Here is a 26,287-nt window from a genome sequence, read left to right as displayed (position 1 = left end):
ATAAGAAAGTTTAAGCTATTAATTATTACTATGCTTCACTATACGAACTAGGGGGATAGGAATGGATTTTCACACTAAAAAATGGTTATGTAAGCAATATAATTTAAATAGTTTTACGAAAGTTTCATTATTGCATGGGGGAGAAAATCAAACATATATATTTGAATCGGACAAAAATAAATTTGTAGTGAGGCAGTATAGAGAAGGTCGTTATACAGCCGAGCAAATAGAAGCTGAAATACATTGGTTAATAGCGATACAAAAACCAATGTTAGTACCAGAAGTAGTTGTAAATAAAGATGGTGATTGGATCACATCTGTTATGAAAGATGAGAGAAGTATTCAGTATTTTGTTGTCTTTAGGTTTATAAACGGAAGTGAAATTATAGAACCAAAGGATAAAGATTATGAAAAGCTTGGATCATTCATGCGAATGTTTCATGAAAAAACAAATGGAGTGCTTAAAATTGTGCCGCAAACTTGGAGAGGTTATGAAAGACCTATATATAGCGAAAAAAAGATGATTCATGAGCCTTTACAATGTTTATTAAATACTTCTTTTTTATCTTATGAGGATAAAAATAAATGCTTGAGAATTGCAGAAAGAATACAAGAACTCACAAACTCAATTCAATTGAGAGAAAAACAATTTGTTCACGGAGATATGCATTTTGGAAATATTCTTGTAGACAAAGAGGATTGGTATTTACTCGATTTTGATGAATGTGGATTTGGGTATAAAGAGTTTGATATTGGTGTTCCGAGATTGCATTTAATTGCTTCGGGACAGTTAGAAGATGCATGGGTGAATTTTATGATGGGATATGGGGAACATATTTCAGAACTAGCCATTCGACTTGGAACTGCTTCAAGAATCTTTTATATGGCTGGAAAAATACCATTAAGGCTTGATATTGAACCTATTAGAAAAGATCCTGGCGCTTTTATTCGGCGATATGTTCAGTATGCTGAAAAAGAGTTATGTGGAGAAACAGTTATATAAAGAAAAGACAGAATAGTAATTCATTTAGGTTGTATATTATGTTATGATTATATTGTAAGAAAATGGATTTTAGGAAGGTGGTATGCATTATGTCATCAACAGTACTCTTTTTTGGTAGTATCGCACTATTTTACTTTCTTATAATGATACCAATTCAATATTTATACTTACAAGGTTTACATGAAAAAAAGAAAAAAACAGGATTATCTCAGCGAGAGCTATATGAAAAAATGTCTTTTGGGGAAGAACAATTACACCTTCATGTGCAAGGCAACCCATTCAATATCCCTTCTGCGTTTGTTGCATATATGATTTTAAAAGTTAGAGGACGTAAAAAAGCATCACAATGTTGATGCTTTTTTACGTTGTTTCATAGACTTCGGCTTCTTCAACTGCTAATGGTAAGAAGTGTTTATATTGGCGAAATCCATTAAATACACTTGCACTACCAAATAGAACAAATAAAACACCAACGATAATACGAGCGGTTGAAAGTTCTAAAAAGAATTGGTTTATCCCGAAGAATAAGACGAATGAACCGAGTGCCATTGCGGATTTTCCTGAGAGCCAACCTTTCTCCATTGGGCGGTTTGTACGAAAGTATTTTGTTTTGTAGAAGAGATACAACATAAATGAGACGATAATACAGAAGACTAATACTGGCATCATGCACACTCCCATCGTTTTATGAAAAATAATAGTGGAGAAAAAAATATCTAAACTTTCTAACTTTTATTATAAAGCAATTGTTCGCATGTATGAAATACTTTCCGTTATAATGGAGGATAAAGTGAGACTTTCATTAGTGTGGGGATGTTTCCGCGCGCTAATGATTAGCCTACATTTATTGGGCTTTTACTGCACGTTGAAGTGAAGAAGTTGAATAAAAAGGAGATTATACATATGCATGAGCAAATTTTAGGAGCAATGAAAGAGTTTGATACAATTATTATTCATCGCCATGTGCGTCCGGATCCAGATGCGTTAGGTTCACAAGGCGGTCTTAGTACAATTCTACAAGAATCGTTTCCAGAGAAAAATATTTATACGGTTGGGTACAATGAACCGTCATTAGCATATTTACGAGTAATGGATGATATTGAAGATAGTGTATACGAAAATGCGCTTGTTATCGTTTGTGATACAGCAAATCAAGAACGTGTTGACGATCAACGCTATACAAAAGGGAAGATGTTAATCAAAATTGATCATCATCCAAATGAAGATCCATACGGAGACATTACGTGGGTAGATACGACAGCAAGTTCTACAAGCGAAATGATTTATGAGTTTTATAATTATGGAAAAGATAAAGGATTACAAATAACAAAAGAAGCAGCTCGTCTTATTTTAGCAGGTATTGTTGGGGATACAGGTCGTTTCTTATTCCCGAATACAACAGCGAAAACACTTCGTTACGTAAGTGAGCTTGTTGATATGGATGTGAAATTCACAGATTTATACAATGAAATGTATAAAACAAAAGAAAAAATCGCTCGTTTAAACGGTTATATTTTACAAAACTTTACGATGGTAGAAGAAGGAGCAGCTTACATTAAATTAACGAAAGAAGTATTAGAAAAGTTTGATGTACTTCCTTCTGAGGCATCTGGCGTTGTTGGAGCACTTGGTAATATTGATGGATTAAAGGCATGGGTTCTATTTTTAGAGGAAGACGATGTGATTCGTGTTCGCCTTCGTTCAAAAGGACCAGTTATAAATAAATTAGCAATGCAATATAACGGTGGAGGACATCCGATGGCTTCTGGTGCAAAAGCATCTTCTTGGGAAGAAGCGGATCGTCTATTTGCTGATTTACGTGAGATTTGTAAATAAGAAATTATATGTTAGAACGAAAAGAAGGAGTGGCGCTAAAGCCCTCCTTCTTTATCCCGCTTTAATGGGCAGTAAGACCCCCACCTCAAATTTCAGCGAAAGCAAAGAAGTTAGGTGAGGATCAACTGCCCATAAAAGCCCGATTGGTTCAACTAATAATCAGTGGGGGATGAAGAAAACCCCCACTGATTAAAGTTTCACTTTATTTTTCTTTCTCTATCGTAATGCTAATTTCAAGCACGGTATCAAAAGATATTGTATCGACTTTAAAACGGTATAGCCGATCGTAATGTTTGTACGTCTTGTTTTCGATTACTTTTTTGAGTAGGTCTTTATTTTTTGCGATACTTTGTATGTTTTTCGTTAAAAGATGCTGGAGGTCATTATGGATAGATGTAGTCATATTTTCGAGTGTAAGATTGTCTAAATCGTATTTTTCTCGATTTATAAGTTTTATTTTAATCTCTTGAATGGTTAAGAGCCGTTTATTTTCAGTATTCAATTTTTCTTGATCTTCGAGAAGGACGTGGAGCTTTGCTTCTTGTTTTTCTATAATTTCTCTTTGTTCTGCTATTTTACTAGCTTGTTCTTCTTGAAAAACACCGTATATGTACAAAAAAATAAACCAGCTCAACACACCTCCAACAGCAGCGCCAGCTAAAACTAAGTACCATCTTTTCGCTGTATTGGCACTTGGTACTCTCATACATGCTCCTGCGTTAGCCATTTAATAATAATAAGACCAGTTTGCATACCACCTGTTGCGAAAAAAATAAGGAGAATTTGTTTTACGATATCTTTCATATCCCCGCCAAAGAAACTTCTTTCAAAACTATAAAACGTATCAAATGTTCCGCCAATCGCTGCAACGAGTGCCCAAATTCTTAAATTTTGGGCGAATTGATTAATGTAAGTGAGAGTTGGTTTTCCGATAAGAAATGCACCAAATCCACCAATTAATGAACCACCAAGTATAACCCCAAAGGCAATAAAATAACTAATAATAAGCAGAGAGAAAAAAGTGTGTTCTCTTACATCCATCGTCATTCCCCTTTCTTCTTCATATATATGGACAAAGTATAAGAAGTATGTTTTGATTTCCTCTTTCCTCTTCACCTATAATAAAAGTAGTCAAATAGGTAAAGAGAGGGTACAACAGTGAAGTTTGTGCATTTACAATGTCAAACCGTTTTTAGTTTATTAAAAAGTGCTTGTAAAATTGATGAACTTGTAGTTAGGGCGAAAGAGCTCGGTTATTCATCACTTGCTATTACGGATGAAAATGTGATGTATGGCGTTATTCCGTTTTATAAAGCATGTAAGAAACATGGTATACATCCTATTATCGGCTTAACAGCTTCTATTTTTAGTGAAGAAGAAGAAAAGTCTTATCCGCTTGTCTTACTTGCTGAAAATGAAATAGGTTATCAAAATTTATTAAAGATCTCTAGTAGCATTATGACGAAGTCAAAAGAAGGTATTCCTAAGAAATGGCTTGCACATTATGCGAAAGGATTAATTGCTATTTCACCAGGTAAAGATGGGGAAATCGAACAATTATTATTAGAAGACAAAGAGAGTCAAGCCGAAGAAGTAGCTCGTATGTATCAAAATATGTTCGGCAATTTTTATATGAGTTTACAGCATCATGCGATTCAAGATGAACTGCTTCTGCAAGAGAAATTACCTGCATTTATAAGTAAGATAAATATTCCAGTCGTCGCAACAAATGATGTACGCTACATCAATCAAAGTGACGCACTTGTTCATGAATGCTTATTATCTGTTGAAAGTGGAACGAAAATGACAGATCCAGATAGACCGAGGCTGAAAACAGATCAATATTATTTAAAATCATCAGATGAAATGGAAGCACTATTTTCTCACGTAGAAGAAGCGATTTATAACACAGTAGAAATTGCAGAACGTTGCAGAGTAGAAATACCGTTTCATGTAAATCAATTACCGAAATTCCCTGTTCCATCTAACGAAACGAATGATATGTATTTACGCCGCGTTTGTGAAGAAGGATTGCAGAAACGTTATGGTACGCCGAAAGAAGTACATATAAAGCGTTTGAATCATGAATTAAACGTGATTTCTAGCATGGGGTTTAGTGATTATTTCCTCATTGTCTGGGATTTTATGAAGTACGCGCATGAAAATCATATTTTAACAGGACCAGGTCGTGGATCGGCGGCTGGCTCACTCGTTTCTTACGTATTAGAAATTACAGATATTGATCCAATTGAATACGATCTATTATTTGAAAGATTTTTAAACCCCGAACGTGTGACACTTCCAGATATTGATATCGATTTTCCAGATATAAGACGTGATGAGATGATTCGATATGTGAAAGATAAATATGGTCAGCTTCGTGTTGCTCAAATTGTAACGTTCGGGACGCTGGCAGCGAAAGCGGCAATTAGAGATATTGCGCGTGTAATGGGGCTTCCGCCGCGAGATATCGACATATTCTCAAAACTTATCCCATCAAAGCTTGGTATAACGTTAAAAGATGCATATGAGGAATCGCAATCACTCCGTGAGTTTATACAAGGAAACCTTTTGCATGAGCGTGTGTTTGAAATTGCAAAACGTGTAGAAGGCTTACCGCGTCATACGTCTATTCATGCAGCTGGCGTTATTATGAGCCAAGAGCCATTAACCGGAAGTGTTGCAATTCAAGAAGGGCATAACGATGTGTATGTTACGCAATACCCAGCTGATGCATTAGAAGAACTTGGGTTGCTCAAGATGGACTTTTTAGGATTACGTAATTTAACGTTACTTGAAAATATTATAAAGTTTATCGTGCAAAAAACAGGAAAAGAAATTGATATAAGAAATTTACCACTTCAAGATGAAAAGACATTCCAATTGTTAGGTAGAGGGGATACAACAGGTGTATTCCAGCTTGAATCAGGTGGTATGCGAAATGTACTTCGCGGGTTAAAGCCGAATGAATTTGAAGATATTGTTGCTGTTAACTCGTTATATAGACCAGGACCGATGGAGCAAATCCCAACCTTTATTGAATCAAAGCACGGAAAAAGAAAAATTGAATATTTACATCCGGACTTAAAACCGATTTTAGAAAGAACATACGGTGTAATTGTATATCAAGAACAAATTATGCAAATTGCGTCGAAGTTGGCGGGCTTCTCGCTCGGAGAAGCAGATTTATTACGTCGTGCAGTGAGTAAAAAAAATCGTGATATTTTAGATCAGGAACGTAAGCATTTTGTGCAAGGTTGTTTACAAAATGGTTATGACGAGACATCGGCAGAGAAAATTTATGATTTAATTGTAAGATTTGCAAATTACGGTTTTAACCGAAGTCACGCTGTAGCCTACAGTATGATTGGATATCAACTTGCCTACTTAAAAGCGAATTATACGCTGGAATTTATGACGGCACTATTGTCGAGTGCAATTGGAAATGAAGATAAGATTGTGCAGTATATACGTGAAACGAAGCGAAAAGGTTTTCATGTTTTGCCGCCGTCTCTTCAGAGAAGTGGTTACAATTTCCAAATAGAAGGAAATGCGATACGTTACAGCTTACTTTCCATTCGAAACATCGGAATGGCTACAGTGACAGCATTAATTGAAGAACGAGAGAAAAAAATGTTTGAAGATTTATTTGAATTTTGTCTGCGCATGCCATCAAAGTTTGTAACGGAGCGAAATTTAGAGGCGTTCGTCTGGTCTGGATGTTTTGATGATTTTGGTGTTTCGAGAACGAATTTATGGAAAAGTCTTAAAGGAGCGTTAGAGTATGCCAATCTTGCACGTGATTTAGGAGATGCTGTTCCAAAATCAAAATACGTACAAGGAGAAGAGCTCTCTTTTATTGAACAGTTAAATAAAGAGAAGGAAGTACTAGGTTTTTATTTATCAAGCTATCCGACAGCGCAGTATGTGAAGTTAGCGAAAGAATTAGAAATTCCAACTCTCGCTCAGGCGATGCGACATAAGAAAAAAGTACAAAGAGCTATCGTGTACATAACAAGCGTGAGAGTGATTCGTACGAAAAAGTTGCAAAAGATGGCATTTATTACATTTTGTGATCAAAATGATGAAATGGAAGCAGTTCTTTTCCCCGAGACGTATATACATTTCTCAGATAAGTTACAAGAAGGAGCAATTGTTTTAGTTGACGGCATGATTGAGCTTAGAAATCATAAGCTGCAATGGATTGTAAATGGACTATATCCGTTAGAAGAAATGGATGTGTATGAGGGAAAAAAAGATGCGTCTGTTTACGTGAAATTGCCGTCTCAATATGAGAAAAAGCTTTTAAATCAGGTTACTAAAATATTGTTTGACTATTCGGGTTTTGCGAAAGTACTAATTTATTATGAAAAGGAACATAAAATGGTACAATTATCTCGAAGTTTATCGATTCATCCAAGTGAAGAATGTTTAGGAGCACTTCGTGAAATTGTCGGGGAAGAAAATGTGGTTGTGAAAATATAATGGACAATTTCCCTACACTTCGATTATTATAGTAGTAGTGTTCGTGGTCAGACCACTTGGAGAAATTGATATCAGCAAGAATAATTTGAGGAGAGTGGATAGTTTGTCAACACTTCGTGAAGAAGCACTTCACATGCATAAAGTGCATCAAGGAAAATTAGAAACTGTATCAAAAGTAAAAGTAGAAAATGCAAAAGATTTAAGTCTTGCATATTCTCCAGGGGTTGCAGAACCTTGTAAAGAAATTTATGACGATAAAAGTAAGGTATATGAATATACGATGAAGGGAAATATGGTAGCAGTTGTGACTGATGGAACGGCTGTACTTGGTCTTGGTAACATCGGACCTGAAGCATCTCTTCCAGTAATGGAAGGTAAAGCTGTATTATTCAAGAGCTTTGCTGGTGTAGATGCATTCCCAATTGCCTTAAATACAAACGATGTAGATAAAATTGTTGAAACTGTAAAATTAATGGAGCCAACTTTTGGCGGCGTTAACTTAGAGGATATCGCAGCACCAAACTGCTTCATTATTGAAGAACGTTTGAAAAAAGAAACAAATATTCCTATCTTCCATGATGATCAACACGGAACAGCTATCGTAACAGTAGCAGGTCTTGTGAACGCGCTAAAATTAGTTGGAAAGAAAATGTCTGACATTAAAGTTGTCGCAAATGGCGCAGGTGCAGCAGGTATTGCAATTATTAAACTTTTATATCGCTATGGCGTACGCGACATTATTATGTGTGACCGTAAAGGCGCGATCTATGAAGGTCGTCCTACAGGTATGAATCCGGTGAAGGATGAAGTGGCAAAATATACAAATAAGAATCGTATCGAAGGTTCTTTAGCTGATGTTGTACAAGGTGCGGACGTATTCATTGGTGTATCTGCAGAAGGTGCATTAACAGAAGAGATGGTTCGTACAATGAATGACGATGCAATTATTTTTGCAATGGCGAATCCAGTTCCAGAAATTATGCCAGAATTGGCAAAAGCAGCGGGCGCAGCTGTTGTTGGAACAGGTCGTTCTGACTTCGCAAACCAAGTAAATAATGTACTAGCGTTCCCTGGTATTTTCCGCGGTGCACTTGATGTACATGCGACACAAATTAACGAAGAAATGAAGATGGCAGCTGTACAAGCTATTGCTGAGCTTGTAGCAGAAGATGAGTTAAATGCAGACTATATCATTCCAGCACCGTTTGACGCGCGTGTAGCGCCTCAAGTAGCAGCTTACGTTGCGAAAGCTGCAATGGAGACAGGAGTAGCTCGCCGTCAAGTAGATCCAAATGAAGTTGCTGAGAAAACAAAACAATTAGCGCTGATTGGTAAAGAATAAGCGAGGAATTTCCATTGACATCATCAAATACAAAAGTATATCTCGAAATTGTAAAAAAAATCCGTTCCATTATGGAAGAGGATGGATTGATAGCAGGGGATCGTTTGCCGTCTGAGCGTGAGTTAAGTTCACGTTTAAACGTAGGACGTTCCTCTGTAAGAGAAGCGTTGCGTGCTTTAGAACTTGTAGGATTAATTGAAACAAGACGTGGTGAAGGGACGTTTATTCGAAACTTTTACGATAACGGTCTTGTACAATTGATTGCTCCGTTCTTGCTGCAAGATGAGAAAACAATTCGTGATTTATTACAAACAAAACGATTGCTTGAGAAAGATATGATTCGAATTGTATGTAATTTACCGAAAGAAACGTTTTCTAAAGTGCTAAGTAAATTACATCAAGTGCTTGAAGGAAATGAAAACTCAGTTCCAATGCTTCACCAAACGTTCTTTAAAACACTTATTGAACAAGTCGATAATTATTTACTATATCGCATTTGGATGATCGTAAATGATTACGTATCAACTCTTTCTTGTAAAGTTTCAGGAGATTCTATCGATATGTATAGAAAGCTTTACGCTATTTTGGAAGAAAAACAAGAAAATGATGCACTAAAAATTTACGATGAATTAGTAGAGAATATACAGTTTCACTCGTAATGTATAAAATTTGTCGAAATGACCATGACACGTTATGACAAACATTCTATCGCGTAGCGGTTAAAGTTAAACGTAAAGAGTGAGGTTATTAGACAGATTGAGAAGATAAGGCTAACATCAAACTTTGGTGTTAGCCCAATTTTCTTCTTACGCTAACCTTAGCTCTCAACGAAGGGGGTCAAATTGTGCTAAGAGATTTATTCGTGAAAAAGAAAAAGTACGCTGCAATACCTTCAGAACAAGTACGAAAAGATGTACCAGACGGCGTTATGACAAAATGTCCGAAATGTAAAAAAATCATGTATACGAAAGAGCTTCTAAAAAATTTAAAAGTATGTGTGAATTGTGGATATCATCATCCTATGAATGCATGGGAACGTCTTGATAGTATATTGGACGAAGGGTCATTCCGTGAGTATGACAAAGAAATGGTTTCATTAAATCCACTCGAGTTTCCAGGATATGAAGAGAAACTAGAGAGCGATCGTAAAAAGACTGAATTGAACGAAGCGGTTGTAACTGGTGAAGGAACAATTGATGACATGCTTGTTGTTGTTGCAGTAATGGATTCTCGTTTTCGAATGGGGAGCATGGGCTCTGTTGTAGGAGAAAAAATTGCCCGTGCGGTTGAAAAGGCGTACGACTTACAAGTTCCATTTATTATCTTTACTGCTTCGGGTGGTGCCCGTATGCAAGAAGGGATATTAAGTTTAATGCAAATGGCAAAAACAAGCGTAGCTTTGAAAAAGCATAGTAATGCAGGAGGATTATTTATTTCTGTTATGACTCACCCAACGACGGGCGGGGTTTCAGCGAGTTTCGCTTCACTTGGTGATTATAATCTTGCAGAACCAGGGGCGCTGATCGGATTTGCTGGTAGACGTGTAATTGAACAAACGGTGCGTGAGAAACTACCGGAAGATTTCCAAACGGCAGAATTCTTACTAGAACATGGTCAATTAGATGCGGTGGTACATCGTGATGATATGAGAGAATCGCTTCGTAAGATTTTAGAAGTTCATCAAGGAGGGGAAATGGCTGTATGGCAGAGCTAGAATTTGAGAAACCAGTTGTTGAGCTAAGAAATAAGATTCGTGAACTGAAAGACTATACGAAAAACAGCCAGATGGACTTCAGTGAGGAGATTCGTATTTTGGAAGACAAGCTAGAAAATTTAGAGGAAGATATATACGGCAATATGAAAGTGTGGGACCGTGTTCAAATTGCTCGTCATGCAGAACGACCGACAACGCTCGATTATATTGAGCACTTATTTACTGATTTTTTTGAATGTCATGGAGATCGTCTATTTGGCGATGATGCAGCGATTGTCGGCGGCATTGCGAAGTATAAAGGGATGCCTGTAACTGTAATCGGGCATCAACGCGGAAAAGATACGAAAGAAAATATTCGCCGTAATTTTGGGATGCCTCACCCAGAAGGATATCGAAAAGCATTGCGTTTAATGAAGCAGGCGGAAAAGTTCAACCGTCCAATTATTTGTTTTATTGATACAAAAGGAGCTTATCCTGGTAAAGCCGCTGAAGAACGTGGTCAAAGTGAAGCTATCGCCCGCAATTTATTCGAAATGGCAGGCTTAACGGTGCCTGTTATTTGTATCGTTATCGGCGAAGGTGGTAGTGGTGGTGCACTAGGTCTTGGAGTAGGAGATTATATTCATATGCTAGAAAATTCCACTTATTCTGTTATTACGCCAGAGGGTGCAGCGGCAATTCTTTGGAAAGATGCAGGAAAAGCAAAGGAAGCTGCAGAGGCGATGAGAATTACAGCAGCGGATTTGAAAGAATTAGGTGTAATTGACGAAATTATTCCAGAGACAAAGGGTGGAGCACACCGTAATATTTTGAAACAGTCAGAAAATATAGATTTAATGCTAGGGAAAACTTTTGAACAATTAAACGGAATTTCGAAAGATGAATTAATCGAAAAACGTTATGAAAAATATATGAAAATTGGGCAAGTTTCGTTTTCAAACGCTTCCATTTGGATAAAATAAGAAAAGCGTGCGTTCCACTTCGCGAATGCACGTTTTTATTATGAAAAGACACATCTTCTCCATTGTATTTTTATATTTTTTCGTGTTATTTTATTATAAGGCAAATAATCTTTATGAGGTGAGTACAAATGAAACGTATTGGTGTATTAACAAGTGGTGGAGATTCACCTGGTATGAATGCTGCCATTCGTGCAGTTGTTCGTAAAGCGATTTTCCATGATATTGAAGTATATGGTATTTACCATGGATACGCTGGATTAATTTCTGGTCACATTGAAAAATTAGAACTAGGTTCTGTTGGCGATATTATCCACCGCGGTGGTACGAAATTATATACAGCAAGATGTCCTGAGTTTAAAGACCCAGAAGTACGACTAAAAGGTATCGAGCAATTAAAGAAACACGGTATCGAAGGACTTGTTGTTATTGGTGGAGATGGTTCTTACCAAGGCGCTAAAAAATTAACTGAACAAGGATTCCCATGTGTTGGTGTACCAGGTACAATTGACAATGATATCCCTGGAACAGACTTCACAATTGGTTTCGATACAGCTTTAAACACTGTTATTGATGCAATTGATAAAATTCGTGACACAGCTACATCTCATGAACGTACATATGTTATCGAAGTAATGGGACGTCACGCTGGTGATATCGCATTATGGGCTGGTTTAGCTGATGGTGCGGAAACAATCTTAATTCCAGAAGAAGAGTATGACATGGAAGATGTTATCGCTCGTCTGAAGCGCGGTAGTGAACGTGGTAAAAAACACAGTATTATCGTTGTAGCTGAAGGTGTTGGAAGTGCAATTGACATCGGTAAGCACATTGAAGAAGCAACAAACTTTGATACTCGCGTAACTGTATTAGGTCACGTACAACGTGGTGGATCACCAAGTGCACAAGACCGTGTATTAGCAAGCCGTCTTGGTGCAAGAGCAGTTGAATTATTAATTGCTGGTAAAGGTGGACGTTGTGTAGGTATTCAAGATAACAAACTTGTTGATCATGATATTATCGAAGCGTTAGCTCAAAAGCATACAATCGATAAAGATATGTATCAATTATCTAAAGAATTATCCATCTAATCGGCGTAATGTCGGATATTTGGGAACGGTTTCATAATTTTCGGAGGTGCAATATGCGTAAAACTAAAATTGTATGTACTATAGGTCCTGCTAGTGAAAGTATTGAAAAATTAGAGCAATTAATCGAAGCAGGTATGAACGTTGCTCGTTTAAACTTCTCTCATGGTAGCCATGAAGAACACGGCGCTCGTATTAAAAACATTCGTGAAGCTTCAAAGAAAACTGGTAAAACAGTTGGTATCTTACTTGATACAAAAGGTCCAGAAATCCGTACTCACGACTTCGTAGACGGACAAGCTGAGCTTGTAACAGGTGCAGAAGTTGTTATTTCTACTGAGCAAGTATTAGGTACTGCAGAGAAGTTCTCTGTATCTTATGCTGGTCTTTATGACGATGTAAACCCAGGTTCTCGCATTCTAATCGATGATGGTCTTATCGAGCTAGAAGTAATCGAAAAAGCTGACGGAAACATCCGTACAAAAGTTCTTAACAGCGGAACTGTAAAAAATAAAAAAGGTGTTAACGTACCAAACGTAAGCATTAAGCTTCCTGGTATCACTGAAAAAGACGTAAAAGATATCATCTTCGGTATCGAGCAAAAAGTTGATTTCATCGCAGCTTCATTCGTACGTAAAGCAGCTGACGTATTAGAAATCCGTGAATTACTAGAAGAGCATAACGCTCAATACATCCAAATCGTACCAAAAATCGAAAACCAAGAGGGTATCGACAATATCGATTCAATCTTAGAAGTTTCTGACGGTTTAATGGTAGCTCGTGGTGACATGGGTGTAGAAATTCCACCAGAAGAAGTACCATTAGTACAAAAACGTCTAATCAAAAAATGTAACGTGTTAGGTAAACCAGTTATTACTGCAACACAAATGTTAGATTCTATGCAACGTAACCCACGTCCAACTCGTGCGGAAGCAAGTGACGTAGCTAACGCAATCTTCGATGGTACAGACGCAATCATGCTTTCAGGTGAAACAGCTGCTGGACAATACCCAGTAGAAGCAGTAACAATGATGGCTAACATTGCAGTACGTGTTGAAAAATCATTACAATATGAAGATATGTTCAAAAAACGTATTAAAGAGTTCACTCCAACAATTACAGATGCAATTAGCCAATCTGTTGCGCATACAGCACTTGCTCTTGATGTAGCTGCAATCGTAGCTCCAACAGAAAGTGGATATACTGCGAAAATGATCTCTAAATACCGTCCAAAATCTCCAATCGTAGCTGTAACATCTGACGAGCAAGTAGGACGTCGTCTTGCGCTTGTTTGGGGTGTACAAGCATTTATGGCTGAGAAGCGCGCAGCTTCTACTGACGAAATGTTAGATACAGCGATTCAAACAGGTATGGATGCAGGTCTAATCGGACTTGGAGACACTGTAGTAATCACTGCTGGTGTTCCAGTTGCTGAAACTGGTACAACAAACTTAATGAAAATCCACGTTGTTGGTGAAGAAGTTGCTAAAGGACAAGGAATCGGTCGTAAAGCTGCAAAAGGTAAAGTAGTTGTAGCGAAAACAGCTGCTGAAGCTGTAGCGAACGTAAACGAAGGTGATATCCTTGTTACAACAAGCACTGATAAAGATATGATCCCTGCAATCGAAAAAGCTGCTGCTCTAGTTGTAGAAGAAGGCGGTCTAACAAGCCATGCGGCTGTTGTAGGTGTATCAATCGGTATTCCTGTTATCGTTGGTGTAAACGGCGTAACAGCAACTTTAAAAAATGGCCAAGAAGTAACAGTTGATGCAGCACGCGGAATTGTTTATAATGGACATGCGGAAGTGCTATAAGTAATACGGAGAGAAGGATCGGAGTCCTTCTCTTTTTTTTACACAAAAATGAGGTAAAATTAGCTTAAAACGTCTGAAATTGCTTTTAAAAGCTATTTATTATGAAGTTTGATGGGAAATTGCGTTTGGCTTTTATATGGTGTATATGGACGTTGTGAGGGTGTTTAAAGTGATGGGATATGAAAGGAGTGTAGAACTATGAAGTGGTTACTATTCTTGTTTATTTTAATACCGGCTATTGAGATTACAGTCTTAATTGGGTCGAGTCATGTAATAGGTTTGTGGTCTACGTTCGCTATGATCGTATTTACAGGCGTTGTAGGTGTATATTTGGCGAAAAGACAAGGGTTTAAAGTGCTTGGAGAGATTCAATCTAAGTTGAATAGAGGAGAAATGCCAGGAGCAGCGGTCTTAGATGGTATTTTTATCTTTATAGGAGGTATTCTTTTAGTACTTCCTGGATATGTAACGGATATAATAGGTTTCATCTTTGTTGTCCCTGTGACGAGGGCTGTATTGAAGCCGTTTGTTATGAAGTGGATGGAATGGAAGTTTAGAAAAAACTCAACTATTATTGTGCAGAAATAGTGCTTAGATTATAGCGATCTAAGCACTATTTTTTTGTCTGTAAAAGGATGAGAGGGTGGTTAAAGTTCAGTTAATGAAAGATGTGTTTTAACATGCGGCGAATGTGACGGTTAATAATCGATGGGGATAGGATCCTTGTAGATTAAAGTTTTACTTTGTTGTATTTGTTGTGTATTTTTTCGATTGGATATGTGATTTGGGGAGTTGTTAACTCTGAATTAGTGTGTTTAAAGTGGGAATCTGAACTTAAGATTGTTTTTGTATGTAAAAAAGAATGAATTGGAATGAAAAAAGTTAAATAAGAATAGGCAAACAGTCAGTTTAAGTCTCATTTTATGCCATTTTGTATATTTATTCATTTACATAAAAAGTAATAAATGTAAGTAATAATTATAATGATAACAGAATAAATATGTAAAAACACCACGAAATATGCGTTTTTTTATGCAAAAAAACAAGAGAATTATCTTTTTTGAGTGCAATTCTCTTGTTTTATGTAATGAGTATGAAAAATAAGTACAAGGAATAATCAGTGGGAATTTCCCACTGATTACATGTAAGTTTTTTGTTGTGTATGAATTAGAAACTATTATTTTGAAGGTGAGCCTTTAATATATTTCCACAAATCATGGAATACACGAGCTTTGTGTAATGTATTAAGTAGTACTAAGGTGACTGGACCGATGATTAATCCTAAGAAGCCAAAGAGCTTAAAGCCGACAAATAGAGCAATCAGTGTTGCTAATGGATCAAGGCCGATATTAGATGAAAGTACCTTTGGCTCCATAATTTGTCTTTGGACAATCACGACGATGTATAAAATGAGAAGACCGATGGCGAAAGCAGTGTCGCCAGTGAAAAATACGTATATAACCCAAGGAACGAAGACAGCTCCTGTTCCTAAATACGGGAGTAAATCTACAACCCCTGTAATAATCGCGATAGTAATGGCGTATGGTACGCGTAATATTAAAAGTCCGATTAATACAATAACAGTTGTCATAGATACGAGTGTAAGTTGTGCTTTAACAAAACCGAATAAAGCTTTTCTTAAATCCACAAAAATAGTTTTTCCATAGCCATGAACACGGTTGGGCAAAAACTTTCTTACCTTCTGAGCAAGACGATGCCAATCGTAACTAATGAAGAAAGTGGCTAATAAAACGAAAACAAGTACAGTTAAAGTAGTTGGTAGTGCACTAATAAAATTTGTTAACCCGCTTATAATAGCGGTTAAAAGTTCTTTCATTTGCGTCGTTGCTTCAGTTCCTAAGTTTTGAATGTTTTGTGTAATCGTATAGCGCTGTGGTTCCCCAAGATGATTAAATTTAGAAATTAAATCATCATAGAGAGGCATAATATGATTAAGTGCAAACTGCTGAGCGAATGCAACGATATCCGGAAATTTTACTGTAACAAGTTGTAGTAAGTATGTTGTAGCAGATATTGCTTCTGTTACAAGGTATGTAACGAGTCCGACGATAGCTCCAAATACGAGAATTAAGCTAACGAGTACTGCGAGTGCGCGAGGAAATTGTAGTTTTTGATTAAGAAAATTGACGACAGGATTAATCAAATAAGCAAATGCGAAAGCGATAATAAAAGGATAGATAAGTCCTGACATATATAGTAATGCATAGAACCCGGCTACCGTAGCTACAATGACAAATATGAGTCGCAATATCATATATAGTAAGTTTCGATTCAAAGATGTATACCTCCCATTCCAATTTGGATTATCCTAATTCGTTCAACTTATAACGAGTGTGCCCCACTGATTAAAGTTTCACTTTACCCCGCTTTAACGGGCAGTAAATCTCCTGCCCGAAGTGCAGCTGTATCAAAGGAGTTACATGGAGATAAACTGTCCGTAAAAGCCCGATTGGTGAAGGCTAATAATCAGTGGAAAATGCCCCACTGATTAAAGTTTCACTTTATGTTATAGTGGAATGATGGATTTTTCCTGCTTTTTCAGTACGTGAGTGACTGTGAAAGCTTGGTGTTGATGCTTCTACTATATGGTAAAAACTTCATTTTCTCTTCTTTTTATTTTACCTGTTTCTAATTAGAAAAGAAAGGAGAGACGCCCGTTTTTTAAAATGTATACATGCTTACATTTGTATGGTGAAAGTCTCAGTTTTTCATTTTAAAATGCATAAAAAATGAAGTGATTCATGTTGGATAGGCATCGATATAGCATGTATAACGATAGGTTTAAAGGTATTTTTGTTTGGAAATGAGTTCATTATTTTCAGAAAGGAAGTGCAAACATGATTAGTCAGTCAACGTTATTTTTATTCATACTACTTATTATAGGACTTATTGCGAAAAACCAATCGCTTACTGTAGCTATTGGTGTGTTATTTCTATTGAAATTTACGTTTCTAGGAGATAAAGTCTTCCCTTATCTACAAACGAAAGGGATTAACCTCGGTGTTACGGTTATTACAATAGCAGTACTCGTACCGATTGCAACGGGGGAAATAGGTTTTAAACAACTTGGGGAAGCAGCGAAATCGTATTATGCATGGATTGCTTTAGCTTCAGGGGTAGCAGTTGCTCTGTTAGCGAAAGGTGGCGTACAATTATTAACGACAGATCCTCATATTACAACTGCACTCGTTTTCGGGACAATTATAGCAGTTGCTTTATTTAATGGGGTCGCTGTAGGTCCATTAATTGGGGCTGGAATTGCCTATGCAGTTATGAGTATTATACAGATGTTTAAATAAAGAATTTTATAGTAATATAAAATTTTTGAATTCTTTCTGTTCACAAAAGTCAGATAATTGTTTATAATAGGATTAGAAACTTTGAAAAGTTACATAACAGCAGAGACTTTACACCAGATAAAATAAAAACAACATAAAACAATTTTATAATGATATTGCTTTATGTTGTTTTTATCATAAAACTCTTCGGAATTCATTTTCCTCACTAACTTGTTGTTTTGAGCGTGAGGATTCGGGGAGACATTCACGCTCATGCTTTCCATGTAAACAATGGATAATAAGAGGGGAACATCGCAACAAATTTGCATGATCGTGCATTTTGCTTGCCTAAAGAGTGAACGGGCGTTCATAATTCAAAAGGGGAGCAAATAGATATAAGGAGCAAGGTTGGGAGAATTTTCAGGAAAAGGAGAGAATGTCATGACTGTTATTCGAGGTTTAGAAGGGGTAGTAGCAACAACATCATCTGTGAGCTCTATTATTGATGATACATTAACTTATGTTGGGTATAATATTGATGATTTAGCTGAGAATGCTACATTTGAAGAAGTAGTGTACTTATTATGGCATCGCAAGCTTCCTAACGAGCAAGAACTAGCGGAATTTAAGGAGATTGTATCGGAATACTATAAAGTTCCAGGTGAGATTTTAGCATATTTGAAACAAGTAGATTTAAAAATCGCACATCCGATGTCTGTTTTACGAACTGCAATTTCCATGCTATCATTATACGATGAGAGCGCTGAAATTATGGATGAAAAGTCCAATTATTTGAAAGCGGTTAAATTACAGGCTCAAGTAGGGACTTTAGTTGCTGCTTACGCAAGAATCCGTAAAGGCTTAGATGTTGTTGAGCCTAGAAATGATTTATCATTAGCTGCAAACTTCTTGTACATGTTAAATGATCGCGAGCCAAACGAAGTTGAAATTGAAGCTTTTGATAAGGCGCTTGTACTTCACGCAGATCATGAGTTAAACGCTTCTACATTTACTGCACGCGTTTGTGTAGCTACACTTTCAGATGTATATTCTGGTATTACAGCAGCAATCGGTGCGTTAAAAGGTCCTCTTCACGGCGGGGCAAATGAAAATGTAATGAAGATGTTAACTGAAATTGGCGAAGAAGAAAATGTAGAATCATATATTCATAATGCTCTTCAAAATAAAGTGAAAATTATGGGCTTTGGCCACCGTGTATATGAGCATGGTGATCCACGTGCAAAACATTTACGCGAAATGTCTAAGAGATTATGCGTGCTTTTAGGAGAAGAGAAATGGTATAATATGTCTATCAAAATTGAAGACATTGTAACAAAAGAAAAAGGTCTTCCACCAAATGTTGATTTCTATTCAGCTTCTGTATACCATTGTTTAGGAATTGACCATGACTTATTTACACCTATTTTTGCAATTAGCCGTATGTCAGGCTGGTTAGCTCATATTCTAGAACAATATGAAAATAACCGTTTAATCCGTCCGCGTGCTGATTATAATGGACCAACACATCAAGTTTATGTTCCGATTGCACAACGATAAGCGAATAACACTATTTTGATAGTGAAAATACGCTTTCAAAAGTCTGATTTTTTCGGAAAGATGTAATGATTAGAATATTTTAATTTGACTAACGGTTTGAACTGAGGGGTTATTCCCTCAGTTTCATACATATGAAATTTCAAACATGGGGGTTATCACATTGACGACAGGTGAAAAAATTACTGTAACTAATGGTGTTATGAATGTACCAAACAATCCGATTATTCCATTTATTGAAGGAGATGGAATTGGTCCTGATATTTGGGCAGCTGCATCTCGTGTACTAGAAGCAGCAGTTGAAAAAGCTTATGATGGTGAGAAGAAAATCGTTTGGAAAGAAGTGCTTGCAGGGGAAAAAGCATTCAACCAAACAGGCGAGTGGTTACCAGAAGAAACTTTAAATTTAATTCGTGAATATTTAATCGCAATTAAAGGTCCACTTACAACTCCAGTTGGCGGTGGTATTCGTTCTCTAAACGTAGCACTTCGTCAAGAATTAGATTTATATGTATGTCTACGTCCAGTTCGTTATTTTGAAGGTGTTCCTTCACCTGTAAAACGTCCGGAAGATACTGATATGGTTATTTTCCGTGAAAATACAGAAGACATTTATGCTGGAATTGAATATGCGCAAGGATCTCCAGAAGCAGAAAAAGTTCTTACTTTCTTAAAAGAAGCAATGGGTGTGAATAAAATTCGCTTCCCAGAAACATCTGGTATTGGTATTAAGCCAATCTCAGAAGAAGGGACAAAACGTCTTGTTCGTGCTGCAATTCAATATGCAATTAACGAAAAACGCTCTTCTGTTACATTAGTTCATAAAGGAAACATTATGAAATTTACAGAAGGTGCTTTCAAAAACTGGGGTTACGAAGTAGCGGAACAAGAATTCGGCGACAAAGTATTTACTTGGGCTGAATATGATCGTATCGTTGAGAAAGATGGAAAAGATGCAGCGAATAAAGCGATGGCAGACGCTGAAGTGGCTGGAAAAATCATCGTAAAAGATTCTATTGCAGACATCTTCTTACAACAAATTTTAACTCGTCCACGTGAGTTCGATGTTGTTGCAACAATGAACTTAAACGGAGACTACATCTCTGATGCACTTGCTGCACAAGTAGGTGGAATTGGTATTGCACCTGGTGCAAACATTAACTATGTGACTGGACATGCTATCTTTGAAGCTACGCACGGTACAGCTCCAAAATATGCAGGTTTAGATAAAGTAAACCCATCTTCAGTTCTTCTTTCTGGTGTATTATTATTAGAGCACTTAGGATGGAACGAAGCTGCGAAATTAGTAACTGCTTCAGTTGAGAAAACAATTGCTTCAAAAGTAGTGACTTATGATTTCGCACGCTTAATGGAAGGTGCAACAGAAGTGAAATGTTCTGAGTTCGCTAATGAACTTATTAAAAACATGGATGTAGCGATAATCAAAAACGCATAATTAAAGCGGGGGGTAAATTATGACAATCAAACGCAAGAAAGTTTCAGTCATCGGTGCAGGATTTACAGGAGCAACAACAGCATTCTTATTAGCACAAAAAGAACTTGCAGATGTTGTATTAGTGGACATTCCACAACTGGAAAATCCAACAAAAGGGAAAGCGTTAGATATGTTAGAAGCGAGCCCAGTACAAGGTTTTGATGCTAACATTATTGGAACATCTGATTACGCAGATACTGCTGATTCTGACGTTGTTGTGATTACAGCAGGTATTGCGCGTAAGCCTGGTATGAGCCGTGATGACTTAGTAGCAACAAACTCTAAAATTATGAAAAGTATTACGCGCGACATTGCAAAACATTCACCAAATGCAATTATTGTTGTATTAACAAATCCAGTTGATGCAATGACATATTCTGTATTTAAAGAAGCGGGATTCCCGAAAGAGCGTGTTATCGGTCAATCGGGCGTATTAGATACAGCTCGTTTCCGTACATTCATCGCTCAAGAATTAAATCTTTCTGTGAAAGACATTACAGGATTTGTTCTTGGTGGACACGGTGACGATATGGTACCTCTTGTACGTTATTCTTATGCAGGTGGCATTCCGTTAGAAACGTTAATTCCGAAAGAGCGTTTAGAAGCAATCGTAGAACGTACCCGTAAAGGTGGCGGTGAGATTGTAGGCTTATTAGGAAACGGTAGTGCATATTACGCACCAGCTGCTTCTTTAGTTGAAATGACAGAAGCAATCTTAAAAGATCAACGCCGTGTATTACCGGCTATTGCGTACCTTGAAGGTGAATATGGTTATAGCGATCTTTACTTAGGGGTACCAGTAATTCTTGGTGGTAACGGAATTGAAAAAATTATTGAATTAGAACTTCTTGCAGATGAAAAAGAGGCGTTAGATCGCTCTGTAGAATCTGTACGTAACGTTATGAAAGTTCTTGTTTAATAATGAAATAGAAGTAGAAAAAGATTCGGGGCCCCGAATCTTTTTCTACTATTTATACAAATGTTTTTTTGAAATAACATGAAAACGCTATCATTTGTAATATCCTATAATGAAACTGTAGATTTATACTATACATTGCCCTCATCATAGTAAATTTCGGATCAGGTATCGCTTTTCGTAGGATAATAAGGTGAAAAAATCGGAGGGGGTTGTAACATGTTAAAGAAAAAAGTTCAAATCGGTCGTAAAATGGATGAAATTACAGTAGGAGAGAAATTATCTATCACTGAAAAAATTGAGGATAAAGATTTGTTATTGTACTTAGGGTTAACAAATGATGCCAATCCATTATATATTCAGCATGATTACGCATCCCAAACTCCGTATGAAAAGCCGATTGTACCAAGCATTATGCTAACTGGAATGATTACAACGGCAGTTACGAAATATTTACCAGGTCCAGGTAGTCATATTACGAGAAAGGACCTTACGTTCGTGAAGCATGTTCACCATTATGAAACGTTACAAATCCACTTTGAAGTAGTGGCTGTTTCTGAGGAGGAACATACAATTGATATGCTTGTATCTGCTCATGATGAAAAAGGAGAAACGGTTGTAAAAGGTTCCTTAACAGTAACGCCCCCTTTCAAATCAGTTTCTATTATGGAGAAAGCATTAGATAATTTTTAAAACATGAAAATATGAATAGCGCTAGCATACCTTTCATAAAGGAGCTAGCGCTATTTTTAATTGAAGAATCCTTCAGTAAATCCTTGAGCGAAATCTGAACAACCTGTTTTAATCGTATCCCAGCTTGGGGCGTTGAATGTAAGAATGCACGTTACTAGTAAAGATAGAATAGGTAGTACTAGTCGCATAATAGACCTCCACATTGTTTATATCTATATATTAAAATTTACAATATATAAATTGTTAATGTAAGTCAATGAAAGGAGTGATTTTTAAGGTGAGATGGAAAAGAGAAGAGAAGAGGTTATCTTTGAAACGATGAGAGAGGCTGAAGTGTGGGCGGACGGGGTTGCGAATGAAATGCATGGAAGAGTATTTGATGGGTATGAAACGCTAGATTATAAAATAGCGTATGCTCTTTCTTTTTTCTTAGCCCAGGAGAGGGAGTTTACGGTTTGTACGGAAAAACATTTTGAAAAAGGTAGATTCATCTATCGAGTTTGGAGCGCTGAGAGGGGATGAAGTTTTAATTGGTTTTATTTTCGAAGTGTTAGTACAAATGAGCTCCATGTATAGACAATTATATTGAGAGGGACCTTGTTTTCTAGTATGATGAGAATAACGGGGAAAATACTAGGATGAAGAAGGTTTCAAGTCTATAACTTGGAGGAAAAGAATGAACAATCGTATTTTAGTAGTTGATGATGAGGAGTTTATCTTAACTTTAATCGAATTTAATTTACAACAAGCTGGTTTTGAAGTGATAACAGCGATGGATGGAGAAATGGCGCTTCAAAAAGCGACAACAGAACGTCCAGATTTAATTATATTAGATTTAATGCTTCCAAAAATGGATGGTATGGAAGTATGTAAAGAATTACGATTGCAGCGCGTTATGACGCCGATTTTAATGTTAACAGCAAAAGATGATGAATTTGATAAGGTGCTAGGTCTTGAACTTGGGGCAGATGATTATATGACGAAGCCATTTAGCCCAAGGGAAGTTGTTGCGCGTGTGAAGGCAATTTTACGCCGCACGAAATTACAACAAGAAGAGCAAGTTACAGAATCGTCTGATGAAGAGAGCATTACAATTGCTGAACTTAAAATTTTACCAGAGTTTTATGAGGCTTATTTCCAAGGAAGAAAGCTTGAATTAACACCAAAAGAATTTGAACTACTTGTTTATCTTGCGAAAAATAAGAGTCGCGTGTTGACGCGTGATCAATTATTAAGTGCTGTATGGAATTATGATTTCGCTGGTGATACACGAATTGTTGACGTTCATATTAGCCATTTACGCGATAAAATTGAACAAAATACGAAAAAACCGACGTACATTAAAACGATACGTGGTTTAGGATATAAATTAGAGGAGCCAAAAGGGGATGAATAAATTTCGTTCCAGGCTTCTTTTTACATTTGTTTCTCTTATTGTTTTTATTTTAGTCGGACTCGGTTTATTGCTGGAGACCGTGTTTGAAAACTATTATATAGATCATGCGAAAGAGAGAATGGTAAAAGAGACAGAGTATGTTGCGGTATTAGCAGAAGAACAAGGTTTTGATGATGTTTTAAAAAATCCATATGTATTTGAGAAGTTAGAAGAAAAAATACAGGCTTCTATTGCATTTGTAGATGAAAAAAAGAAGGTTCAATATAGCGGAGGCGAACAGTCTGCGTTTAGCCAAGGGATAATGAAAGAACTTACTTCTGAAACAACGAAACAAAGAAATAAAGTCATTACGAAAGAAACAGATCAGAATAACGAATTTTACCATGCGGTGTTCGTGCAAGATGTAGCAGGGAAACAAGGATACATTTTGGTGAAGAGCACAATTGAGCCTTTGAAAGACGTTCATCAAAAAACGTGGGGATTATTAATTATCGGATTTGTTATCGCGTGTCTCGTCGTCGTATTTTTAGGTATGAAAATTACAGGGCAATATATTAGGCCGATTGAATCCGTTACGAAAGTTGCCATCGAATTAGCGAAGGGGAATTATAAAGCGCGCGCTTATGAAAGTCATTCGGATGAAACGGGAATGTTAAGTAAAGCGATTAATATTTTAGCTCGTAATTTACAAGAGATGACACTTGAGCAAGAAATGCAACAAGATCGTCTGCATACGTTAATTGAAAATATGGGAAGTGGAATGATTTTAATTGATAGCCGCGGTTATATCAACCTTGTAAACCGTTCGTATAAGGAAACTTTCCACGTCACAGATGAAGAATATTTAGATCGTTTATATTATGAGTCGTTTCATCATCCGGAAATTATAGAGCTTGTGGAAGAAATTTTTATGACAGAAGTGAAAGTGCGCAAACAAATGTTATTGCCACTTGGCATTGAGCGAAAGCATTTCGAAGTATATGGAGCACCGATTATCGGGACGAACCATGAATGGAAAGGGATTGTCCTTGTATTCCATGACATTACTGAGCTGAAAAAGTTAGAACAAATGAGAAAAGACTTTTTAGCGAATGTTTCTCATGAACTAAAAACGCCGATTACTTCTATTAAAGGTTTTTCAGAAACACTTTTAGACGGTGCTATGGATAATAAAAAATTCTGCGAGCATTTCTTGCATATTATTTTAAAAGAAAGTGAACGTATGCAAGGATTAATTGAAGATTTATTAGATTTATCAAAGATTGAGCAACAAGGATTTAAATTGAGTATGGGGACCGTTGATATGAAGGGACTTCTTGAAGATATTCATATGGTGCTTGATAATAAAGCGGGAGAAAAAGAAATCTCTTTACAAGTAAATACGCTAAAACGTGTCTCTGTCATTGGAGATCCAAGTCGTTTGCAGCAAATCTTTATCAATTTAATGAATAACGCAATCGTATATACACCGGCTGGAGGCGTTGTTTCTGTAGAATTAGCAGAAGATAAATATAATGCTTATATAAAAGTATCAGATACTGGAATTGGTATTAGTAAAGATGAAATTCCACGTATTTTTGAACGCTTTTACCGAGTGGATAAAGCGAGAAGTAGAAATACTGGTGGTACAGGCCTTGGATTATCAATTGTAAAGCATTTAGTCGAGGCGCATCACGGTACGATTACAGTGGATAGTGAAGTTGGGGAAGGGACAACATTTACAGTTGTTTTACCAAAATCAGCAACTGAAAAATAGGATGAAGGATGTTTACAATATATTAACAATGGCTTAATTAAATATTAATAAAGCTCTGTTAATATAATACATGAAAACCCCTTCATCCAAGGAGTAATTTTGGACGAGAATAGTTAAGCTGTTCTCGTCACTTCCCTTTATGCCAATATAAGTCTGTTTTATATATGAAAGAAAATAACCGTTATTTTTCTTCTCTCTATTAGTCATGTTAATATAGAGAGAGGAAAGAAACGGTTTTTTTCTGTGAAAAAAATCATTTCAAATTTGTATGGGGAGGTTTCTGATTTGGAAAAAAAGGTCGTATTAGTAGATGGTAATAATATCGCGTATCGTGCTTTCTTTGCACTACCGCTTTTAAATAACGACAAGGGTATACATACGAACGCAATTTACGGTTTTACAATGATGTTAATGAGAATATTAGAGGAAGAAAAACCGACGCACATGTTAGTAGCATTTGATGCGGGTAAAACGACATTCCGTCATAAAACATATAGTGAGTATAAAGGAGGACGTCAAAAGACTCCACCTGAGTTATCAGAGCAATTCCCGTTTATTCGTGAGATGCTCGATGCATTCAACGTACCGCGTTATGAATTAGAAAATTATGAAGCGGATGACATTATGGGAACGCTAGCGAAAGAAGCGAGTGAACAAGGAGCTAGTGTAAAAGTTATTTCAGGAGATAAAGATTTACTTCAACTTGTTTCTGATAACACGCTTGTATGCATTCCTAGAAAAGGGATTACGGAAGTAGATGAATATACGAAAGAAGCTTTATTTGAGAAATACAGCTTATCACCAAAGCAAATTATCGATATGAAAGGCTTAATGGGAGACCAATCAGATAATATTCCAGGTGTACCAGGAGTTGGTGAAAAAACGGCGATTAAATTGTTAACACAGTTTGGAACAGTTGAAGAAGTGTATGAAAATA

General features: G+C 36.7%; 25 protein-coding genes. 20 read left to right on the top strand and 5 right to left on the bottom strand.

Annotated elements, in window-relative coordinates; translation table 11 throughout:
* The first annotated feature begins 61 nt into the window (after positions 1–61).
* Both MR083_RS13785 and MR083_RS13780 read left to right on the top strand, forming a co-directional pair.
* Entirely contained in the window at positions 62–1,003 is a 942-nt protein-coding gene (locus MR083_RS13785) for a phosphotransferase enzyme family protein (protein WP_242269473.1), read from the top strand.
* 89 nt (positions 1,004–1,092) lie between these two features.
* On the top strand, positions 1,093–1,356 hold the full coding sequence (locus tag MR083_RS13780) for a DUF3949 domain-containing protein (RefSeq protein WP_049111430.1): 264 nt from the start codon (positions 1,093–1,095) through the stop codon (positions 1,354–1,356).
* Between the two features lie 7 nt (positions 1,357–1,363).
* On the opposite strand, the gene MR083_RS13775 is transcribed toward MR083_RS13780, so the two are convergent.
* Positions 1,364–1,669: a YtpI family protein gene (locus tag MR083_RS13775; protein WP_001144773.1), complete on the bottom strand. Its 306-nt coding sequence runs from the start codon at positions 1,667–1,669 to the stop codon at positions 1,364–1,366.
* 237 nt (positions 1,670–1,906) lie between these two features.
* Between MR083_RS13775 and MR083_RS13770 the strand changes: the two genes are divergently transcribed.
* On the top strand, positions 1,907–2,839 hold the full coding sequence (locus tag MR083_RS13770; RefSeq protein WP_000545154.1) for a DHH family phosphoesterase: 933 nt from the start codon (positions 1,907–1,909) through the stop codon (positions 2,837–2,839).
* A 202-nt stretch (positions 2,840–3,041) separates the two neighbouring features.
* Here MR083_RS13770 and ytrI read toward each other — a convergent pair whose 3' ends face one another.
* Both ytrI and MR083_RS13760 read right to left on the bottom strand, forming a co-directional pair.
* Positions 3,042–3,545, bottom strand: a complete 504-nt coding sequence (gene ytrI / locus MR083_RS13765; RefSeq protein ID WP_001265736.1) for a sporulation membrane protein YtrI — start codon at positions 3,543–3,545, stop codon at positions 3,042–3,044.
* On the bottom strand, positions 3,542–3,955 hold the full coding sequence (locus MR083_RS13760; protein ID WP_001998397.1) for a YtrH family sporulation protein: 414 nt from the start codon (positions 3,953–3,955) through the stop codon (positions 3,542–3,544). The genes ytrI and MR083_RS13760 overlap by 4 nt, the downstream gene beginning before the upstream one ends.
* A 42-nt stretch (positions 3,956–3,997) precedes the next feature.
* Here MR083_RS13760 and dnaE point away from each other — a divergent pair, with 42 nt between their 5' ends.
* The 8 genes from dnaE to MR083_RS13720 all read left to right on the top strand — a co-directional run bounded on the left by dnaE (position 3,998) and on the right by MR083_RS13720 (position 14,829).
* Entirely contained in the window at positions 3,998–7,324 is a 3,327-nt protein-coding gene (gene dnaE, locus MR083_RS13755) for a DNA polymerase III subunit alpha (RefSeq protein ID WP_000673748.1), read from the top strand.
* Between the two features lie 133 nt (positions 7,325–7,457).
* Positions 7,458–8,666 (top strand): NADP-dependent malic enzyme, encoded by a 1,209-nt coding sequence (gene ystJ, locus MR083_RS13750; protein ID WP_011199012.1) that lies wholly within the window; start codon positions 7,458–7,460, stop codon positions 8,664–8,666.
* A gap of 14 nt (positions 8,667–8,680) precedes the next feature.
* The gene (locus MR083_RS13745; RefSeq protein ID WP_049112441.1) at positions 8,681–9,325 is read left to right on the top strand and encodes a FadR/GntR family transcriptional regulator; all 645 of its coding nucleotides are present in this window, start codon (positions 8,681–8,683) and stop codon (positions 9,323–9,325) included.
* Between the two features lie 185 nt (positions 9,326–9,510).
* Positions 9,511–10,380: an acetyl-CoA carboxylase, carboxyltransferase subunit beta gene (gene accD, locus MR083_RS13740; protein WP_000942865.1), complete on the top strand. Its 870-nt coding sequence runs from the start codon at positions 9,511–9,513 to the stop codon at positions 10,378–10,380.
* Positions 10,368–11,342, top strand: a complete 975-nt coding sequence (gene accA / locus MR083_RS13735) for an acetyl-CoA carboxylase carboxyl transferase subunit alpha (protein ID WP_000818797.1) — start codon at positions 10,368–10,370, stop codon at positions 11,340–11,342. Before accD ends, accA begins: the two co-directional genes overlap by 13 nt.
* Before the next feature lie 128 nt (positions 11,343–11,470).
* Positions 11,471–12,430: a 6-phosphofructokinase gene (gene pfkA, locus MR083_RS13730; protein ID WP_000821163.1), complete on the top strand. Its 960-nt coding sequence runs from the start codon at positions 11,471–11,473 to the stop codon at positions 12,428–12,430.
* A gap of 53 nt (positions 12,431–12,483) precedes the next feature.
* A complete protein-coding gene (pyk, locus tag MR083_RS13725) occupies positions 12,484–14,241 on the top strand; it encodes a pyruvate kinase (RefSeq protein WP_001232661.1) in 1,758 nt (585 codons plus the stop codon).
* 198 nt (positions 14,242–14,439) lie between these two features.
* Entirely contained in the window at positions 14,440–14,829 is a 390-nt protein-coding gene (locus MR083_RS13720) for an FxsA family protein (RefSeq protein ID WP_000871623.1), read from the top strand.
* A gap of 589 nt (positions 14,830–15,418) precedes the next feature.
* Here the strand turns inward: MR083_RS13720 and ytvI are convergent.
* Positions 15,419–16,537 (bottom strand): sporulation integral membrane protein YtvI, encoded by a 1,119-nt coding sequence (ytvI, locus tag MR083_RS13715; RefSeq protein ID WP_001081377.1) that lies wholly within the window; start codon positions 16,535–16,537, stop codon positions 15,419–15,421.
* A gap of 562 nt (positions 16,538–17,099) precedes the next feature.
* On the opposite strand from ytvI, the gene MR083_RS13710 reads away from it, so the two are divergent.
* The 5 genes from MR083_RS13710 to MR083_RS13690 all read left to right on the top strand — a co-directional run bounded on the left by MR083_RS13710 (position 17,100) and on the right by MR083_RS13690 (position 22,198).
* Positions 17,100–17,561 carry a DUF441 domain-containing protein gene (locus MR083_RS13710; RefSeq protein WP_000625507.1) on the top strand — a complete coding sequence of 154 codons (462 nt, stop codon included), beginning with the start codon at positions 17,100–17,102 and terminating at the stop codon, positions 17,559–17,561.
* A gap of 387 nt (positions 17,562–17,948) precedes the next feature.
* On the top strand, positions 17,949–19,097 hold the full coding sequence (gene citZ, locus MR083_RS13705; RefSeq protein WP_000503657.1) for a citrate synthase: 1,149 nt from the start codon (positions 17,949–17,951) through the stop codon (positions 19,095–19,097).
* Positions 19,098–19,257: 160 nt separating this feature from the next.
* Positions 19,258–20,550, top strand: a complete 1,293-nt coding sequence (icd, locus tag MR083_RS13700; RefSeq protein ID WP_000206903.1) for an NADP-dependent isocitrate dehydrogenase — start codon at positions 19,258–19,260, stop codon at positions 20,548–20,550.
* Positions 20,551–20,569: 19 nt separating this feature from the next.
* Entirely contained in the window at positions 20,570–21,508 is a 939-nt protein-coding gene (gene mdh, locus MR083_RS13695; RefSeq protein WP_000153232.1) for a malate dehydrogenase, read from the top strand.
* 216 nt (positions 21,509–21,724) lie between these two features.
* Positions 21,725–22,198 carry a MaoC family dehydratase gene (locus tag MR083_RS13690; protein ID WP_000914180.1) on the top strand — a complete coding sequence of 158 codons (474 nt, stop codon included), beginning with the start codon at positions 21,725–21,727 and terminating at the stop codon, positions 22,196–22,198.
* A gap of 56 nt (positions 22,199–22,254) precedes the next feature.
* Here the strand turns inward: MR083_RS13690 and MR083_RS27825 are convergent, their stop codons facing one another.
* The gene (locus tag MR083_RS27825) at positions 22,255–22,386 is read right to left on the bottom strand and encodes a hypothetical protein (RefSeq protein ID WP_001241582.1); all 132 of its coding nucleotides are present in this window, start codon (positions 22,384–22,386) and stop codon (positions 22,255–22,257) included.
* Between the two features lie 94 nt (positions 22,387–22,480).
* On the opposite strand from MR083_RS27825, the gene MR083_RS13685 reads away from it, so the two are divergent.
* The 4 genes from MR083_RS13685 to MR083_RS13670 all read left to right on the top strand — a co-directional run.
* Positions 22,481–22,720: a hypothetical protein gene (locus tag MR083_RS13685; RefSeq protein WP_000415561.1), complete on the top strand. Its 240-nt coding sequence runs from the start codon at positions 22,481–22,483 to the stop codon at positions 22,718–22,720.
* A gap of 154 nt (positions 22,721–22,874) precedes the next feature.
* Positions 22,875–23,594: a two-component system response regulator PhoP gene (phoP, locus tag MR083_RS13680; RefSeq protein WP_001065225.1), complete on the top strand. Its 720-nt coding sequence runs from the start codon at positions 22,875–22,877 to the stop codon at positions 23,592–23,594.
* Complete coding sequence (phoR, locus tag MR083_RS13675; protein ID WP_242269472.1) at positions 23,587–25,350, top strand: sensory box histidine kinase PhoR; 1,764 nt, start codon at positions 23,587–23,589, stop codon at positions 25,348–25,350. Before phoP ends, phoR begins: the two co-directional genes overlap by 8 nt.
* Before the next feature lie 285 nt (positions 25,351–25,635).
* Positions 25,636–26,287: 5'-3' exonuclease (locus MR083_RS13670; protein ID WP_277931448.1), on the top strand; the 652-nt coding region annotated here is incomplete at its 3' end.

Origin of the sequence: Bacillus cereus group sp. BfR-BA-01408 (assembly GCF_022663305.1) — a bacterium.
GTDB classification, from domain to species: Bacteria; Bacillota; Bacilli; order Bacillales; family Bacillaceae_G; genus Bacillus_A; species Bacillus_A pacificus.
Note: the sequence above shows the minus strand (reverse complement) of the source record. Positions and strands in the feature narration are given on the sequence as shown.

Excerpts from the sequence above, each read along its gene's own strand:
- MR083_RS13785 (WP_242269473.1), top strand. The coding sequence starts at position 62 with ATGGATTTTCACACTAAAAAATGGTTATGTAAGCAATATAATTTAAAT.
- MR083_RS13780 (WP_049111430.1), top strand. The coding sequence starts at position 1,093 with ATGTCATCAACAGTACTCTTTTTTGGTAGTATCGCACTATTTTACTTT.
- MR083_RS13775 (WP_001144773.1), bottom strand. The coding sequence starts at position 1,669 with ATGCCAGTATTAGTCTTCTGTATTATCGTCTCATTTATGTTGTATCTC.
- MR083_RS13770 (WP_000545154.1), top strand. The coding sequence starts at position 1,907 with ATGCATGAGCAAATTTTAGGAGCAATGAAAGAGTTTGATACAATTATT.
- ytrI (WP_001265736.1), bottom strand. The coding sequence starts at position 3,545 with ATGAGAGTACCAAGTGCCAATACAGCGAAAAGATGGTACTTAGTTTTA.
- ystJ (WP_011199012.1), top strand. The coding sequence starts at position 7,458 with ATGCATAAAGTGCATCAAGGAAAATTAGAAACTGTATCAAAAGTAAAA.
- accA (WP_000818797.1), top strand. The coding sequence starts at position 10,368 with ATGGCAGAGCTAGAATTTGAGAAACCAGTTGTTGAGCTAAGAAATAAG.
- pfkA (WP_000821163.1), top strand. The coding sequence starts at position 11,471 with ATGAAACGTATTGGTGTATTAACAAGTGGTGGAGATTCACCTGGTATG.
- pyk (WP_001232661.1), top strand. The coding sequence starts at position 12,484 with ATGCGTAAAACTAAAATTGTATGTACTATAGGTCCTGCTAGTGAAAGT.
- MR083_RS13720 (WP_000871623.1), top strand. The coding sequence starts at position 14,440 with ATGAAGTGGTTACTATTCTTGTTTATTTTAATACCGGCTATTGAGATT.
- MR083_RS13710 (WP_000625507.1), top strand. The coding sequence starts at position 17,100 with ATGATTAGTCAGTCAACGTTATTTTTATTCATACTACTTATTATAGGA.
- mdh (WP_000153232.1), top strand. The coding sequence starts at position 20,570 with ATGACAATCAAACGCAAGAAAGTTTCAGTCATCGGTGCAGGATTTACA.
- MR083_RS13690 (WP_000914180.1), top strand. The coding sequence starts at position 21,725 with ATGTTAAAGAAAAAAGTTCAAATCGGTCGTAAAATGGATGAAATTACA.
- MR083_RS27825 (WP_001241582.1), bottom strand. The coding sequence starts at position 22,386 with ATGCGACTAGTACTACCTATTCTATCTTTACTAGTAACGTGCATTCTT.
- MR083_RS13685 (WP_000415561.1), top strand. The coding sequence starts at position 22,481 with ATGGAAAAGAGAAGAGAAGAGGTTATCTTTGAAACGATGAGAGAGGCT.
- phoP (WP_001065225.1), top strand. The coding sequence starts at position 22,875 with ATGAACAATCGTATTTTAGTAGTTGATGATGAGGAGTTTATCTTAACT.
- phoR (WP_242269472.1), top strand. The coding sequence starts at position 23,587 with ATGAATAAATTTCGTTCCAGGCTTCTTTTTACATTTGTTTCTCTTATT.